Genomic DNA, 16,330 nt, shown 5'->3' on the forward strand with positions numbered 1-16,330 from the left:
CATTTAGTCCCACCACCCCTTCAAGTCTAACCATACAAGCGGGTTTACCCGCGAAAGGGCCAGCACTGTCAATAAATCAACCGGCCTTGGCTTGGGTATTGGCTACAGCTTTCTTGGCCGGTTCGGACTTGGCAGTCGCTTTCTTGGTCTCGGCAGGCTTGTGGGTCGGTTTGTGCGCCGGTGCATGCTTGCCAGATGCAGCCTTGGTCGCAGCAGGCTTGGTCGCTGCTTCCTTGACCACAAGCGCTGGCGCAACCGGGGCCGGCGCTGCTTGCGGGGCTGGGGCTGGGGCAGGTGCCACTTCCTCGGCCTTGGCAATCGGCTCGGCCTTCACCTCAGGCTTGTCCGCCCCGCCAAACAGGCGCTTGAAGAAGCCCGGCTTATCCTGCTTGGCCTCATCGACCGGCTTCGGCTCGGCCTTGACCGGGGCCTTGTCAGCCTTGTCGCCCTTGTCGGAAGAACCACCGAACATGTTGGAGAAGAATCCGCCCTTGCTCTCCTTGGCCGCCACGGCGCCTGCAGCTGCCGCCGCCGCCACTGGTGCCGCCTTGGCCGGGTCGAACGACTTGCCGGCCAGCAGGTCCTGCACCTGGCTGGCCGCGCGCTGGCCACTGCGCAGGGCGCCTTCCAGGGTGCCTGGGTAGAGGGCGTCGGTATGCTCACCGGCAAAGGTGATGCGCTGCACCGGGCGCTCCCACAGGCGCCAGTACTTGCTGATCTGGCCCGGACCATAGGCCAGGTAGGCGCCGCCGGTACCAGCGTCGGTGCTGTAGCGCTTGACCTCGTAACCGGTGAACGAGCCACGGGCCTGTGGGTAGAACGCATGCAGGCGGATCAGCACCTGATCGACCATCTGCTTGTCGCCGAACGCCTGCAGCAGGCGGGCGTTGTCGCCCGACAGGTTGATCACCACGTTGGCGCCACCCTTGAGCGCGGGTTCGATCCACAGCATGCCCAAGCCTGCGTTACTGAAGATTTCGCCCGACATGCGCGCCCGGCTTTCCCACACCGGCTTCTTGAACTTGAGCATCAGCTGGTCGCGCCAGCCATAGTTGGTACCCTTCAACGCCGCCAGGTGCTGGCTGTCCAGGCCCGGGGTCATCTGGATCTTGGCCAGGGCGCGCAGGGGCACGGCCATGACCAGGTAATCCGCCTGGTAACCGACGCTGCCGACCTTGACCGTGACACCGTCCTTGTCCTGGACGATGGAGGTCACGGGTGAACTGGTCTTGATGGTCTTCAGTTGCTTGACGAACGCTTGGGCCAGTACCGGGCTGCCACCGGGCAGGCGCGCGGCACGCAGGTCACGGTCGCTGACGCCGCGATACACGCGGTTCTGCTGGGCAAAATACAGCAGCGACAGGCGCGATGGCTCATCGTAGCGGGTACGGATCTGCTGGTTGACCAGCTGGCGGGCGGTGGTCGGCAGCTGCAGCTTGTCCAGCCAGGTGGAGACGTTGATCTGGTCGAGGGCGAACAGCGTGCTGTTGGCTTGCGGGTTCAGCGGGTCTTCGATCGAACGGGCCAAATCATCGAGGGTTTTCTCGTAACGCTTGAGCGCCTCGGCGGTGGCCGGCTGCTTGGTAGCCAGGTCGGTGGCACTGAAATACTCGCCGTCAATCAGGTAACCGGGGGTACGCACGAACTCTGGTGCCGGCAGTGTTTCAAGTTTGAAACGGTCGAGGTACTGGTTGAGCACCGGCTGCGCCTTGGCGTTGCCGATCCACTCACTGGTAGCAAGGCCAGAGCGCCCGCCCATGCCCGGCTTGGCTTCCAGCAGCGTCACCTGCCAGCCTTTGTTCTGCAGCTCGTAGGCGGCCGTCAGGCCCGCCAGGCCGCCACCCACGACGATCGCCGAAGGTGTCTTGTCCTTTGCCAGCGCGGCGCCGCTGGACACACCAATCAATACCAACGCGCACAGGCGCACCCAAGCAGCAGCCATGTCGGCGAACTCCGAGTCAGGGGGTTACAGAAACGTGGAGAGGCAGAAATGCCCCGGGAGAGATGCGTTAAGAATACGTCAGGTCTACCGACCCTGCCAGCGCAGTGACATCAAGTCCTTTTCGCCACTGACATTTTTGCCTGCAGCGTTTCCACGCGGTAGCAAGCGTAGCTGGCAACCCGATGAACAGCGGCGGTTGTCCTGCCCTGCGGCATTGCTTAGGCTTACGCGGTCGAACCAAGCCGCAAAGCCAGGAGAAGTGCCCATGGGCCTCAATGATCAGTGGATGCAACGCGACCTCAAGGTCCTGTGGCACCCCTGCACCCAGATGAAAGACCACGAGCAGCTGCCGCTGATCCCGATCAGGCGCGGCGAAGGCGTGTGGCTGGAAGACTTCGAAGGCAAGCGCTACCTGGATGCGGTGAGCAGCTGGTGGGTCAACGTGTTTGGCCACGCCAACCCGCGTATCAACCAGCGCATCAAGGACCAGGTCGACCAACTGGAGCACGTGATCCTGGCCGGTTTCAGCCACCAGCCGGTGATCGAGCTGTCCGAGCGCCTTGTAGCCATGACCCCGGCCGGCCTCGACCGGGTGTTCTATGCCGACAACGGTTCGTCGTGTATCGAAGTGGCGCTGAAGATGAGCTTCCACTACTGGCAGAACGTCGGCAAGCCGGGCAAGAAGCGCTTCGTCACCCTGACCAACAGCTACCACGGCGAAACTATCGCCGCCATGTCGGTCGGCGATGTGCCGCTGTTCACCGAAACCTACAAGGCGCTGCTGCTCGACACCCTCAAGGTGCCCAGCCCCGACTGCTACCTGCGCCCCGAAGGCACGAGCTGGGAAGAGCACTCGCGCACCATGTTCCAGGCCATGGAACAGACCCTGGCCGAGCACCACGCCTCGATCAGCGCGGTGATCGTCGAACCGCTGATCCAGGGTGCCGGCGGTATGCGCATGTACCACCCGGTGTACCTCAAGCTGCTGCGCGAGGCCTGCGACCGCTACGACGTGCACCTGATCCACGACGAAATCGCCGTGGGCTTCGGCCGCACCGGCACCATGTTCGCCTGTGAACAGGCCGGTATTCGCCCGGACTTCCTGTGCCTGTCCAAGGCCCTGACCGGCGGTTACCTGCCACTGGCCGCCTGCCTGACCACCGACAAGGTGTACCAGGCGTTCTACGACGACTACCCGACCCTGCGCGCGTTCCTCCACTCGCACAGCTACACCGGCAACCCGCTGGCCTGCGCCGCGGCGCTGGCGACCCTGGATATTTTCGAGCAGGACAACGTGATCGAGGCCAACAAGGCCCTGGCCACACGCATGGCCAGCGCCACCGCGCACCTGGTCGACCACGCGCATGTGGCCGAAATTCGCCAGACCGGCATGGCACTGGCCATCGAGATGGTCCAGGACAAGGCCGGCAAGGTCGCCTACCCGTGGCAAGAGCGTCGTGGCCTGAAAGTGTTCGAGCATGCCCTGACGCGTGGCGCCCTGCTGCGCCCGCTGGGCAGCGTGGTGTACTTCCTGCCGCCGTATGTGATTACGCCAGATCAGATCGACTTCCTGGCAGAAGTGGCCAGCGAAGGCATCGACATTGCCACCCGCGATAGCGTCAGCGTGGCCGTACCGGCCAACTTCCACCCCGACTTCCGCGACCCGGGCTAAGCCCGGAAGCCCGCCGCGTACTCTGTGGGAGCGGGTTCACCCGCGAATGCAATAGTGGAGTCACCGCCGCATTCGCGGGTGAACCCGCTCCCACAGGGACCACCTTCTCCCTTTAGCTTGAGCTCAACCATGAGACTGTCCCGCTTTTTCATCGACGCCCCCCTGAGCCTTGGCGAGCATGAATTGCCCGAAGCCCAGGCCCACTACATCGGCCGCGTACTACGCATGGCCCCCGGCGACGCCGTGCAGCTGTTCGACGGCAGTGGCCAGGAATACCGCGGCCAGTTGCTCGAAGTGGGCAAGAAAACCGTGCGCGTCAGCCTCGACCAGGCCCTCGCCGGCCAGGCCGATTCACCACTGCACGTACACCTCGGCCAAGGCTTGTCCCGTGGCGAGCGCATGGACTGGGCGATCCAGAAAGCCACCGAGCTGGGCGCCAACGAAATCACCCCGATCGTCAGCGAACGCTGCGAAGTGCGGCTGAAGGACGAACGCGCCGACAAGCGCCTGGCCCACTGGCGACAGGTGGCAATCAGCGCCTGCGAACAATGCGGCCGCTCGACCTTGCCGGTCATCCACCCGCCAGTGACCCTGGCCGAGTGGCTGAACAGTGCCAACGCCGACCTGAAACTGGTCCTGCACCCGGTGGCCGAACCGCTCACCAGCCATGCCAAGCCGGCCACCCTGGCCTTTCTGATCGGCCCCGAAGGCGGCCTGAGCGAAGCGGAGGTCGAGCAGGCCAAGGCTGCCGGTTTCCACGCCGCACGCCTCGGCCCACGCGTGCTGCGCACCGAAACCGCACCGGTGGTGGCACTGTCGGTGGCACAGCAACTGTGGGGTGACTTTTAACTAACGCACGTAGAACGACACCGCCACGAAATGCATGAGGCTGCCGGCGATCACGAAAAGGTGCCAGATGCCATGCCAGTGGCGGAAGCGGCTGTCGAAGGCGAAGAAGATGATGCCGACGGTGTAGAACACCCCGCCGGCAGCCAGCCAGGCAAAGCCGGCGCTGCCGAGCGAGTGCAGCAATGGCTTGACAGCCACCAGCACGATCCAGCCCATCACCGCATAGATGATGATCGACAGGATGCGCGCTTCGGAACGTGGCTTGATCTCCTGCAACATGCCGATCACCGCCAGCCCCCAGACAACCCCGAACAGGCTCCAGCCCCAGGGCCCGCGCAGGCTGACCAGGCAGAACGGCGTGTAGCTGCCCGCGATCAGCAGATAGATCGACAGGTGATCGAGCTTGCGCATGATCACCTTCGCCCGCCCGCGAGTGCTGTGGTACAGGGTAGAAATGCTGTACAGCAACAGCAAGGTGCTGCCGTAGATGGAGAAACTGACGATCTTCCACGGGTCGCCCTGCAGGCCCGCGACCACGATCAGCCAGATGGCACCGATACAGGCCAGGACGGCACCGACCAGGTGGGTCCAGGCGTTGAAGCGTTCACCGTAGTACATGCAAACACAGACCTCCTGAGGTGGGCTGGGTTCCTGTTGTGATGCTGATGGCCTCTTCGCGGGCACGCCCGCTCCCACAGGTATCCACTTGCCTTGAAGTGTATGATTTTCCTGTGGGAGCGGGCGTGCCCGCGAAAGGGCCCTGTGCCTTACATCCTAACCAATCTCAGGTTGCAGTTCCGCGTCACGCACCAGCCGTTCCAGCCCGACCAGGTCCGGTACCCGCGCTACCTGTTCGCCCACCTGCACCGCCGCCAGTTCCAGGCGACCCAGCGCCACGTCCACGTAGTTCAGCTGGCTGTCGAGCTTGCAGGAGCGCGGTATGTCCTGCAGCAACAACGCCAGGTAGCGCAGGCCGGTATCACCCAAGGCATTGAGCACCACCACGCGTGCCCGCTCGCCGCAGGGTGTCTCGCCACCGCACGCGGCTTCGAAGCCGATCAGCGGCAGGCGCTGCTGGCGCCAGTCGATCCAGCCCAGGTGCCAGGCCGGCTCGCCGCGTTGGCACACCACGTTGCGCTGGCCACTCAACTCGGCCACCGCCACGTTGGGCAACACCAGGGTACGGTCACCCAACGGCAGCAAAAGCCCGGTCAGGCTGCTGCGTTGGCCGGCGATCAGTTCAAGCATGGGTCTGGCTCCAGTGGGCAATGCTCTGCAACAGGACCGACTCCTGATACGGCTTGCCCAGGTATTCGTTGACACCGATGGCCATGGCGCGGTCGCGGTGCTTCTGCCCGGTGCGCGAAGTAATCATTATGATCGGCAAGTCTTTCAGACGCTCGTCACGGCGGATACGTGTGGCCACCTCGAAGCCGTCCATGCGCGGCATCTCGATGTCCAGCAGCAACACATCGGGGCGGTGTTCTTCCAGCAGGGCCATTGCATCGACCCCGTCCTTGGCCGTCAGCACACTCATGCCGTGGCGTTCCAACAGGCGGCTGGTGACCTTGCGCACAGTCACCGAATCGTCCACCACCATTACTAGCAACGCCCGCCGTGGCGCCGGGCCGAAAACCTGGCGCCGAGCCGCACCGCCACCCGGCAGGCGCGCCAGGCGCCGCTGCTGGCCACGCAACTGGCCCAGCAGGTCGAGAATCAGTACCACCCGACCATCGCCCAACAGCGTTGCCCCCGACAACCCGGCAACTGCGGCAAACTGCGGCCCCAGGCTCTTCACCACGATCTCGCGGCTGGGCGACAGGCTATCGGCCTGGATGGCGAACGATTGCTCCTGGGAATGCACCAGCAGCACTGGCAGAGGCACGCTCTGCCCGAGCAATGCCGGGCGTGGCATGCCCTGCAGCAGCTCACCCAGGTAGCGCAGCTCGTATTCGTGGCCGGCGTACACATAGCGTGGGGCGTCCAGCTGGTAGCACGCCGCCAGTTCTGCCGGCGGCACGCGGACGATGCCCTCGATGGTGTTCAACGGAATGGCGTACTGCTCTTCACCCAGGTGCACCATCAGCGCGCGGTTGACCGACACGGTGAACGGCAGGCGGATCAGGAAGCGCGCGCCCTTGCCCTGGGCCGACTCGATACTCATCGAGCCGCCCAGCTGCTTGACCTCCTCGTGCACCACGTCCATGCCCAGGCCACGCCCGGAAATCTGGGTGATCTTCTCGGCAGTGGAAAAGCCCGGGCGCAGAATGAACTGAAGGATCTCGTGATCGCTCAATTGCGCCTGCGGGTCCAGCAGGCCGCGCTTGATGGCCTTGCGGCGTACCGCTTCCAGTGGCACGCCGGCACCGTCGTCGGTCATTTCGATAACGATGTCCGCGCCTTCGTGCAGCAGATTCAGGTGAATGGTGCCCTGCTCCGGCTTGCCGGCGGCCAGGCGCATTTCGCGGCTTTCCAGGCCATGGTCGACGGCGTTGCGCAGCATGTGCTCCAGCGGCGCCACCATACGTTCGAGCACGCTGCGGTCCAGTTCGCCCTCGGCATTGCCGACCACCAGTTCCACCTGTTTGCCCAGTTCACTGGCCACCTGTCGTACCACACGCTGCAAGCGTGGCACCAGGCGCTCGAAGGGCACCATCAGGGTCGCGGTCAGGCCTTCCTGCAACTGGCTGTTCACCCGCGCTTGCTGCTGCAGCAGGCTGTGGGCTTCTTGGGCGCGCTGTGCCAGGGTTTCCTTGAGGTCAAGCAAGTCCGAGGCGGACTCGAACAAGGCCCGCGACAGTTGCTGCAGTTGCGAGTGGCGGTCCATTTCCAGCGGGTCGAAGTCGTCATAGGCATCGCCTTCGAACTGCTGCCGGCTGGACATCCGCCCTTGGGTCTCGATATCCAGGCGCAGCAACTGGTCGCGCATGCGCTCGAGGGTGGTTTCCATCTCGTTGAGGGTGAATTGCGCATCGTTCACCTGCTGCTCGATGCGCCCACGGATGATCGAGTGCTCACCGGCCAGGTTGCCCAGGTCGTCGAGCAGCTCGGCATCGACCTTGACCATGTCGCCTGGTGCCCGCTCCGGAGCCACCGCCGGCGCCTCACTGGTCGCGGCCTCGACCGGCCCTTGGCCGGCAGCGCTGTCGGCCAGGGCCGAGAAGCTGAAGTTGCGGATGTAGTCGATCAGCGCGGTGGCAGCATGCAGCGGTTGCCCCAGGCGCACGGCATCGAGCATATGCGCCAGGCGGTCATGGCAGTTCTGCAGCAAGGCGAACAGTGGCGCGCTCGGTGGCATACGGCCTGCGGCCAGCAGTTCGTAGAGAAACTCCAGCTCGTGGGCCAGGTCGCCGATTGGCGCGATTTCGACCATGCGCGCCACGCCCTTCAGGGTGTGCAGGTCGCGCATCAGGTTGTCCACCTCGACACTGCTGCGCGGGTCGGCCTGCCAGCGCGCCAGGGCTGCGGCGGCACTCTCGACGATGTCCGAGCTTTCTTCGAGGAACACTTCCAGCAGCTCTTCGCCAGGGCTTTCCGGCTCTTCGATCAGCGGCTCGGCCACAGCCGGCAGCAAAGGGTTGTGCGCAGGCCCCAGGCCAAGGGTATCGGCCAGGTCCATGTCCGGATGCAACGGCGTGACCGTGTCGATGCCCACCAGGCCAGTGGCCTCCGGTGCCAGGGCCTGGCCCAGCAGGTGGCGCAGGCTGTCGACCAGCTCTGGCCTTGGCGGGATGTCCTGCCCGGCCGCCACTTCGTCGAGCATGTCCAGCAGGGCTTCATGGGCCCGCTGCACGTGGGCGAAGAACCGTGCATCGGCGGGCAGGCTGCCCTCCTCCACGGCGCCGTACAAGTCGAGCAAGGCCTCGCACACGTCATCCATCTGCCACAGGTCGGCCAGGTGCGCGGCGTGGCCCAGGGTAGTCAGTTCGTCGAGCAGGGTGTCCAGCGCATCGCGCTGGCCGGGCTGTTCCTGCCAGCGCGACAGCAACGACTCGGCATCCAGCAGGATATCCATGGCCTGGGCCAGGAAACTGGCGATCAACTGCGGGTCGCGCTTGCTGCGCCGCCCATGCTGCGGGTCGTCATGCAAGCTGGCCAGGTGCGCGTCCACCGCCTGGCCAACCTGCTCGATCAGCTCCGCGGCACCGGGGATGGCCGCCAGCGGCGTGCTGTCGAGTTGCGCCAGGCCCAGGTGGAACAGCGAGCGCGCAGCTTCCAGCCATTCGATCTCGGCCATTTGCAGGGGCAGTTGGTGGCCCTTGTATTCACGAGCCAGGCGGTCGAAGGCGGTGGCCAGTTCGGCGACCGGCATCACCCCGGCCATGGCGGCACTGCCCTTGAGCGTATGCAGGGCGCGCTGCAGGCCATCGCTGACCTGCGTATCGTGGCCGTCGGCGCCCTGCAGGAAAGCATCCAGGCTGGCCAGGTGGCCCTGCGCCTCGCTGCGGAAAATGTCGAGCAGTTGCGGATCGAGGCCGTCGATGTCGGCCGCCACCGGGGCATCGTTTTCGGCCAGGGCATGCAGGTGCCCGGCCAGTTGCTCGATTTCCGTCAGTTGCGGTAACTGGCCTGCGGCAAAGTCGGCCAGCAGGTCGGGCAGGTAGACGAATACCTGCTGCAGGGCCACCACGCCTTCCGGGCTGAGCACGCTGCGGCCCTCGAGTACCCGGTTCAGCAGGTGTTCTGCGCCCCAGGCCAGCTCGGCCACCGCCTCGGCATGCACCATGCGGCCGCTGCCCTTGAGCGTATGCAAGGCGCGGCGTACTTCTCCCAGTGCCTCGCGCTGCTGGTTGTCGGCACGCCAGCGCAACCAGTGGCGCTCGATTTCCGGCAACAGTTCACCGGCCTCGTCGAGAAACACTTCACGCAGCTCGTCATCGATGCCATCAGCGCTGCCATCCTGGCCTGCGGTGGCCTCGACCATCGCGCAGTGCACACCCAGTGTCGCCAGGCTGGCGCGCGCCATGTCGATGAAGGGCTGGCCATCCGCCAATGGGTCCGCCACCCGCCATTGCAGGTAGCATTCGGCGGCGCTCAGGGCCTCGGCCAAGTGCGTCAGCTCATCGGCTGGCGGCTCCACCTCCAGGTGCTGCAGCCACCGCTGCACATAGCTGGCGCAACCGGCAAACAGCTCGGCCACGGTCGGCAGCATCAACATCGCCAGTGCACCACGAATCTGCTGCAACAGCCCTGGCAAAGGTTGTAGGCGTTGCCGAGGCCAGCCGGATTCCAGGCAATCGCCGATCAGGTCCTTGGCCTGCTGCAGCACATTCAGCGACTCGTTCAACACCAGCTGGCGGATTTCGGCCAGGTCCGAGCCCGGCAGGCCGCCCTGGCCGTTTTCCTCCAGCGGGCCGACCATGCCATTGAGCGTGGCCTCCACGTACAGCAGGGCCCCCGCTACATCCATCAACACCGCGTCGTCCACGGCCCGCTCGCCCTGGGCCAGGGCCTGCAGCGCCAGCACCTGGTCGATGATCACCCGGCGTGGCTGCTGGAAGCCAAGCACCGCCAGGGTGTCGGCCACGTGGCGCAGCGGTGCCAGCAGGGCATCGAGCTGCTCGCTGTGCTGGCGATCGCCACGCACGAACTGGTCCAGGCGCTCCTTGATGCGCATCAGGTCGTCGCACAGCGCGGTCACCACCGAGCGCAGGGCATCGCGGCCAGGCCCTGCCTGCAGCTGCTCGCGCCAGTTGCCCAGCGACAGGTCGAGGTTGGCCAGGTCGTCGGCACCGGCAAAGCGTTGGGTGGCGCCGCTGATCAGGCTGGCCTGGGCCAACGGCTCCTCGCCACGGCAGGCACGCAGTTGGTTGAGCAGCGGCAGCATCACCAGTGGCAGGTCGTGGCGGGCGCCGCGCAGGCGCTCCAGATACGATGGCAATTGCTCCAGGCCGCGGAACAACGCGCCCAGGCAATCACCGCGGGGGCTGACCTGACCATCGGCCAGGGCCTTGGCGAACAGCTCCAGTTCTTCAGCCAGGCGCGTGGCACCGCGCAGTTCGAGCATGCGCAGGCAGCCGTGCACCTGGTGGAGGTTGTCGACCACGAACGCCATCATCGACAGGTCGCCAGGCTCGCCGGCAAAGCGCTCCAGCGCCTGGCGCGCCTGGCCCAGGCAGTCGAGGATGGCGGCTTTGGTCCAGGCCAGCGCCACGGTGTCGTGGCGCTCGGGGCTTACAGCTGCTACAGCCATGGGCACTCCTCGGCGCTGCTCTTCAGTAGGGCTATTCACTTGGGCTCTGCTGGTGGTGGCAGGGTGAACCCGGACACCGAACGGCGCATCTCGCTGGCCATGCGTGCCAGGTGGCGGATGCTGTCGGCAGTGGCGCCGGAGCCGGCGGAGGTCTGCGCGGTAATCTGCTGGATGACCGCCATGGTGTGGGAGATCTGCCCGGCAGACGAAGTCTGCAGCTGGGCGGCATCGGAGATGCTGTGGATAAGGTCGGCGAGGTTCTGCGATACGCCTTCGATCTCGGCCAGCGCCACCCCGGCATCCTGGGCCAGGCGGGCACCTCGCACCACCTCGGCGGTGGTCTGCTCCATGGATATCACCGCCTCGTTGGTGTCGGCCTGGATGGTGCGCACCAGCGCTTCGATCTGCCGGGTGGCCGAGGACGAGCGTTCGGCCAGGCGCTGCACTTCGTCGGCGACCACGGCGAACCCACGGCCGGCCTCGCCGGCCAGCGAGGCCTGAATCGCCGCGTTGAGGGCGAGGATGTTGGTCTGGTCGGCAATGTCGTCGATCAGGCTGACGATGTCGCCGATTTCCTGGGAAGATTCACCGAGGCGCTTGATCCGTTTGGCGGTGTCCTGGATCTGTTCGCGAATGTTGTCCATGCCGTTGATGGTGTTGTGCACCACCTCGTTGCCCTTGTTGGCGATCGCCACCGAGCGCTCGGCCACCTTGGCCGACTCGTAGGCATGCGCCGAAACCCGGTCGATCGATTCGACCATGTCGCCAACCGCCTCGGAAGCCTCGCTGATCTGCTCGGCCTGGTGCTCCGAGGCCTTGGCCAGCTGGCGTGCGGTGTTCTGTGTGTCCTGCACGGCGGCAGCGACCTGCACGGCACTGTGGTTGATGGTGGCGACCAGGTCGCGCAATTGGTCCACGGAATAGTTGATCGAGTCGGCAATGGCGCCGGTGAAGTCTTCGGTCACCGATACGGTCACGGTCAGGTCGCCGTCAGCCAGCTCTTCGATTTCGTCGAGCAGGCGCATGATCGCCTGCTGGTTGCGTTCGTTCTTTTCCGCCGTCTCACGCAGCTGGCGGTTGGTGGTGCGTACCATGACCAGGCCGATGAGGATGATCGAAGCCAGCGCCAGAAGGCCCAGGACATAGCCGCCGACGGTGTCGAGCGTGCGCCCGCCAGCCAGGTTCTCGAAACCGTTGGCCAGGTGCGAGGCCTCGTCGAGCAGGGTTTGCGACAGGCTGAAGATGTTGCCCGCAGCCTCGCGCACGCGGAACAGTTCCGGCGAGGTTTCGAGGATTTCATCCACCGAGCCGGCAACGAACTGGAACAGCTCGGCAATTTCAGCCAGGCGCGCACGGGCATCGGCGTCCTCGACACGGGTCACCTGGATCGCCGCGTTGCCACTGAGCATGCCCTCGAGCACCTGGCCGAAGCGCCCGGCATCGCGGCCGAAGGCATCCGCCGCCTGGGCCGCGGCATCGTCACCGGCCAGCACGGTGTTGACCGAGCCGAGAATGCGTTCGGCCAGCAGCAACTGGCGCTGGGCCACCGCCACCTGGCTGGCCGGGGCGCCACTCTGCAGCAGGATTTCGACCACTTTCTCGTATTCCACCTGCAACTGCGGCACGGTCTCGGCCAGGGTCGCCGCCACCTGGTGCAGCGACAGCACGGTCTGCTCGCTGGCCAGGATGGTGTCGGTGTTCTTGCGCAGGTTTTCCCAGTCGCGGCGTACCGCTTCCATCTCGTCACGCACCATGGGCGGCGCAGGTGGCAGGCCGGTGGACTTGTCACCTTCACGCAAGTAGCCCCAGCGCCGTTCGAAATCGTTGCGCGCGTCCGACAGCAGCTTGAAGGCCAGGGCCTTGCCGGTGGCGGCTTCGGTGGCGTTCTTGGCGATGCGCTGCGACAGCACCCGCAGTTCGCCGGCGTGGCCGATGTACTGCTTGTCGTAGTTGGACTGGGTGTTCAGGTAGGCAAAGTTGGCGAACAGCAGAATGATCGACAGGATCAGGATCAGGAACAGCACGGTGATCTGCGCGATGCTGCGGGTACGTGGGGTCACGGTGGTGACGGGGGTGGCAGGCTTGTTCACGTTCGCAGGTCCTATAACGCCACATCGAGAAAGCCCGGCGCCTGGGCCAGGGCGAAGGGGCTGAAGATCGCCCAGTTGCGTTCACGCGGGAAATGCCCCTGCACGAAAGGTGCAGCGGCGCGGATCAGGGGCTGTGGCGGCGACAGTTGCAGGCTGTCGAGGGCAAAGTGCTGCAGGCCCAGCACCTCGTCCACCAGCAGGCCGACGAACAGGTCCTCGTGGTCCAGCACCAGCACCCGCCGCTGCTTGCCCGGGGCGGCGTGGCCCAGGCCGAAGAAACTGCTCAGGTCCATCACCGGTAACAGCCGCCCTCGCAGGTTGGCTACCCCGCACACCCACGGCTGCACGCCGGGGACGCGGCTGCTGCGCGGTTCGCGCAGCACCTCGGCAACCTCGCCCATGGGCGCGACGAACCATTGCCCGGCTATGCGGAAGCCGATGCCGCTCCACTGTTGCAGGCGGTTGTCCTGCGGCGGCTGGTCGGCGACCAGCAGGCGGCAGCGCCGGTCGATGTCCAGCAACAACTCGAAGGCGGTCAGCGACGCGCCCTGCGGGCGGGTGGTCAAGCCCCGAGCACTTCTTTGAGCTTGGCGATCAGCGCGTCCTCTTCCACCGGCTTGGTCAGGAAGTCACGAGCGCCCTGGCGCGTGGCCCAGATACGGTCGGTTTCCTGGTCCTTGGTGGTGACCACGATCACCGGGATGGTGCTGGTTTCCGGGTCCTTGCTGAGCTGACGGGTTGCCTGGAAGCCGTTCATGCCGGGCATCACGATGTCCATCAACACCGCGTCGGGCTTGTCCTGCCGTGCCAAGGCCACGCCATCGGCACCGTTGTTGGCCTTGAGCACCTGGTAGCCGTGCTTTTCCAGCCATTCGGTCAATCGGTACATCTCTGTCGGCGAGTCGTCGACAATCAGAACTCGGGCCATGCTGGTTCCCCATCAGGAAAGAAAGACCGTGCCATGGCGGGGCGCGGTCAGGGTGCGTGTTGTTGGGCTGCGGCAAAACCGGGCACGTGGGCGCGGATCGCGTCGAGCAGTTCTTCCTTGCTGAACGGTTTGGTCAGGAACTGGTCGGAGCCGACCACCCGGCCGCGGGCCTTGTCGAACAGGCCGTCACGTGACGAAAGCAGAATGACCGGGGTGTCCTTGAAGGCACTGTTGTGCTTGATCACCGCGCAGGTCTGGTAGCCGTCCAGGCGCGGCATCAACACATCGACGAAGATGATGCTGGGCTGGTGGTCGACGATCTTGGCCAGCGCATCGAAGCCATCGCTGGCGGTGATCACCTCGCAGCCCGCTTCACCGAGCAACATCTGTGCGGTGCGGCGGATCGTGCGCGAGTCGTCGATCACCATCACCTTCAGGGGTTGTTCCATCACTTGGGCTACCGTCGCTGCTTATGCCGAATTCCTGGAGCTGCTGCGCAGCCCCAAAGGCCTGTTGTATAGCGCTATGACTGGCATTTTTAGCACACTCCGGGTGGCCGTTCCATCTGCGGCGCCCCTTGACCGGCGGCGTTCACGGCGCCACCCTGAGCCACTTTTCTTTCGATCCATCGCGGCCACGTGCCGCCAAGAGGAACCACCCCATGAGCGTTCGCCTCGGCATTGTCATGGACCCCATCGCGTCCATCTCCTACAAGAAGGACAGCTCGCTGGCCATGCTGCTGGCCGCCCAGGCACGCGGCTGGAGCCTGTTCTACATGGAACAGCGCGATATGTACCTGGGCGCCGGCCAGGCCCGTGCGCAGATGCGCCCGCTGAAAGTGTTCGCCGACCCGGCCCGCTGGTTCGAGCTGGGCGAGGAGCAGGACAGCGCGCTGGCCGAGCTGGACGTGATCCTGATGCGCAAGGACCCGCCCTTCGACATGGAGTTCGTCTACAGCACCTACCTGCTGGAGCAGGCCGAGCGCGAAGGCGTGCTGGTGGTCAACCGCCCGCAGAGCCTGCGCGACTGTAACGAAAAACTGTTCGCCACCCAGTTCCCGCAGTGCATGGCGCCTACCCTGGTCAGCCGCCGTGTCGACATCCTGCGCGAGTTCGCCGACAGCCGTGGTGACGTAATCCTCAAGCCGCTGGACGGCATGGGCGGCGCCTCGGTGTTCCGCCACCGCAAGGACGACCCGAACCTGTCGGTGATCCTGGAAACCCTGACCCAGCACGGCAACCAGCAGATCATGGCGCAGGCCTACCTGCCGCAGATCGTCGACGGCGACAAACGCATCCTGATGATCGACGGCGAGCCGGTGGACTACTGCCTGGCGCGTATCCCGGCCAGCGGCGAGACCCGTGGCAACCTGGCCGCCGGCGGCCGTGGCGAAGCACGCCCGCTGACCGACCGCGACCGCTGGATCGCCGCCCAGGTCGGCCCGACCCTGCGCGAGAAGGGCCTGATGTTCGTGGGCCTGGACGTGATCGGCGACTACCTCACCGAAATCAACGTCACCAGCCCCACCTGCATCCGCGAGATCGATGCCGCCTACAACACCGATATCGGCGGGCATTTGATGGATGCCATTGATCGCCAGCTGAAGGCGCGCTGACCGCCGACGCACGGCAACAACCCAGAGTGGGGTATGATGCGGGTCCTTTTAGCCTGGCCTGCTGCCCCGCCCTGCGGTTGCTGGAAACCCGATGACGCTGCCCGCTGACATCCCCGCCGACCTGCTGCCCCCCCGTGTTCGCCCGGTGGACCGGCTCGGCTTTACCCTGTTCCTGGCTGCCCTGGTGCACCTGGCGCTGATCCTCGGCGTCGGCTTCAGCGTGGTCAAGCCTGCCGAAATCCGCCACACCATGGACATCACCCTGGCCACCTTCAAGAGCGAGAAACCGCCGGAGAAAGCCGATTTCCAGGCCCAGGACAACCAGCAGGGCAGCGGCACCCTGGACAAGAAAGCGGTACCCAAGACCACCGAACTGGCACCGTTCCAGGACAGCAAGATCAACAAGATCACCCCGCCACCCGCCGCGAAGCCCGAGGTGGTACCGCCCCCTGTCCCGCAGAAGTCGGCGGTAGTGACCACGGCGCCCAAGCCGCAGAAGGTCGAGCCCAAACCCAGGGAAAGCAAACCGCAGCCCAAGCCGGCAGCCCCGGCACCGGACTTCGACAGCTCACAGTTGTCCAGCCAGATCGCCAGCCTGGAGGCGGAGCTGTCCAACGAGCAGCAGATGTACGCCAAGCGCCCGCGCATCCACCGGCTCAATGCCGCCTCGACCATGCGCGACAAGGGGGCCTGGTACAAGGAAGAGTGGCGCAAGAAGGTCGAGCGGGTGGGCAACCTGAACTACCCCGATGAAGCGCGCCGGCAACAGATCTACGGCAACCTGCGCATGATGGTGTCGATCAACCGCGATGGCTCGTTGTACGAGGTACTGGTGCTGGAGTCGTCCGGGCAACCGGTGCTTGACCAGGCGGCGCAGCGCATCGTGCGGCTGGCGGCGCCGTTTGCGCCGTTTACCGGGGACCTGGCCGAGTTTGACCGGCTGGAGATCATCCGCACCTGGCGCTTTGCCCGTGGGGACCGTTTGTCCAGTAACTGACCTGCGGCATTACGCGGTCCCTGTGGGAGCAGGTTTACCCGCGA

Annotated in this window: 12 protein-coding genes; 4 read left to right on the plus strand and 8 right to left on the minus strand. The window is 65.4% G+C overall.

Going from position 1 to position 16,330, the window contains the following annotated elements; all coding sequences use genetic code 11:
- Positions 1-76: 76 nt before the first annotated feature.
- Positions 77-1,942, minus strand: coding sequence for a flavin monoamine oxidase family protein (locus MJ643_RS23015; protein WP_013974519.1), 1,866 nt, complete (start codon positions 1,940-1,942; stop codon positions 77-79).
- Positions 1,943-2,207: 265 nt separating this feature from the next.
- On the opposite strand from MJ643_RS23015, the gene MJ643_RS23020 reads away from it, so the two are divergent.
- Together MJ643_RS23020 and MJ643_RS23025 are read left to right on the plus strand one after the other, a co-directional pair.
- A complete protein-coding gene (locus tag MJ643_RS23020) occupies positions 2,208-3,614 on the plus strand; it encodes an adenosylmethionine--8-amino-7-oxononanoate transaminase (RefSeq protein WP_054572175.1) in 1,407 nt (468 codons plus the stop codon).
- A gap of 129 nt (positions 3,615-3,743) precedes the next feature.
- A complete protein-coding gene (locus tag MJ643_RS23025; RefSeq protein WP_169774612.1) occupies positions 3,744-4,463 on the plus strand; it encodes a 16S rRNA (uracil(1498)-N(3))-methyltransferase in 720 nt (239 codons plus the stop codon).
- Here the strand turns inward: MJ643_RS23025 and MJ643_RS23030 are convergent, their stop codons facing one another.
- From MJ643_RS23030 to MJ643_RS23060, 7 genes are all read right to left on the minus strand, one after another.
- Positions 4,464-5,081: a hemolysin III family protein gene (locus MJ643_RS23030; RefSeq protein ID WP_013974522.1), complete on the minus strand. Its 618-nt coding sequence runs from the start codon at positions 5,079-5,081 to the stop codon at positions 4,464-4,466.
- 156 nt (positions 5,082-5,237) lie between these two features.
- A complete protein-coding gene (locus MJ643_RS23035) occupies positions 5,238-5,711 on the minus strand; it encodes a chemotaxis protein CheW (RefSeq protein WP_015272077.1) in 474 nt (157 codons plus the stop codon).
- Positions 5,704-10,656, minus strand: a complete 4,953-nt coding sequence (locus MJ643_RS23040) for an Hpt domain-containing protein (protein WP_169774613.1) — start codon at positions 10,654-10,656, stop codon at positions 5,704-5,706. The genes MJ643_RS23035 and MJ643_RS23040 overlap by 8 nt, the downstream gene beginning before the upstream one ends.
- Positions 10,657-10,691: 35 nt before the next feature.
- Positions 10,692-12,716 (minus strand): methyl-accepting chemotaxis protein, encoded by a 2,025-nt coding sequence (locus MJ643_RS23045; RefSeq protein ID WP_230491512.1) that lies wholly within the window; start codon positions 12,714-12,716, stop codon positions 10,692-10,694.
- 41 nt (positions 12,717-12,757) lie between these two features.
- A complete protein-coding gene (locus tag MJ643_RS23050; RefSeq protein WP_003257767.1) occupies positions 12,758-13,312 on the minus strand; it encodes a chemotaxis protein CheW in 555 nt (184 codons plus the stop codon).
- Positions 13,309-13,674, minus strand: coding sequence for a twitching motility response regulator PilH (gene pilH, locus MJ643_RS23055; RefSeq protein WP_003257768.1), 366 nt, complete (start codon positions 13,672-13,674; stop codon positions 13,309-13,311). The genes MJ643_RS23050 and pilH overlap by 4 nt, the downstream gene beginning before the upstream one ends.
- Positions 13,675-13,721: 47 nt before the next feature.
- Complete coding sequence (locus MJ643_RS23060; protein ID WP_003257770.1) at positions 13,722-14,123, minus strand: response regulator; 402 nt, start codon at positions 14,121-14,123, stop codon at positions 13,722-13,724.
- 212 nt (positions 14,124-14,335) lie between these two features.
- Here MJ643_RS23060 and gshB point away from each other — a divergent pair, with 212 nt between their 5' ends.
- Positions 14,336-15,289 carry a glutathione synthase gene (gshB, locus tag MJ643_RS23065; RefSeq protein WP_208209549.1) on the plus strand — a complete coding sequence of 318 codons (954 nt, stop codon included), beginning with the start codon at positions 14,336-14,338 and terminating at the stop codon, positions 15,287-15,289.
- Between the two features lie 91 nt (positions 15,290-15,380).
- Positions 15,381-16,286 carry an energy transducer TonB gene (locus MJ643_RS23070; protein WP_013974528.1) on the plus strand — a complete coding sequence of 302 codons (906 nt, stop codon included), beginning with the start codon at positions 15,381-15,383 and terminating at the stop codon, positions 16,284-16,286.
- The last annotated feature ends 44 nt before the right edge of the window (positions 16,287-16,330 follow it).

The sequence above is a fragment of the Pseudomonas sp. PNPG3 genome (genome assembly GCF_023093815.1).
Taxonomy (GTDB): domain Bacteria; phylum Pseudomonadota; class Gammaproteobacteria; order Pseudomonadales; family Pseudomonadaceae; genus Aquipseudomonas; species Aquipseudomonas asiatica.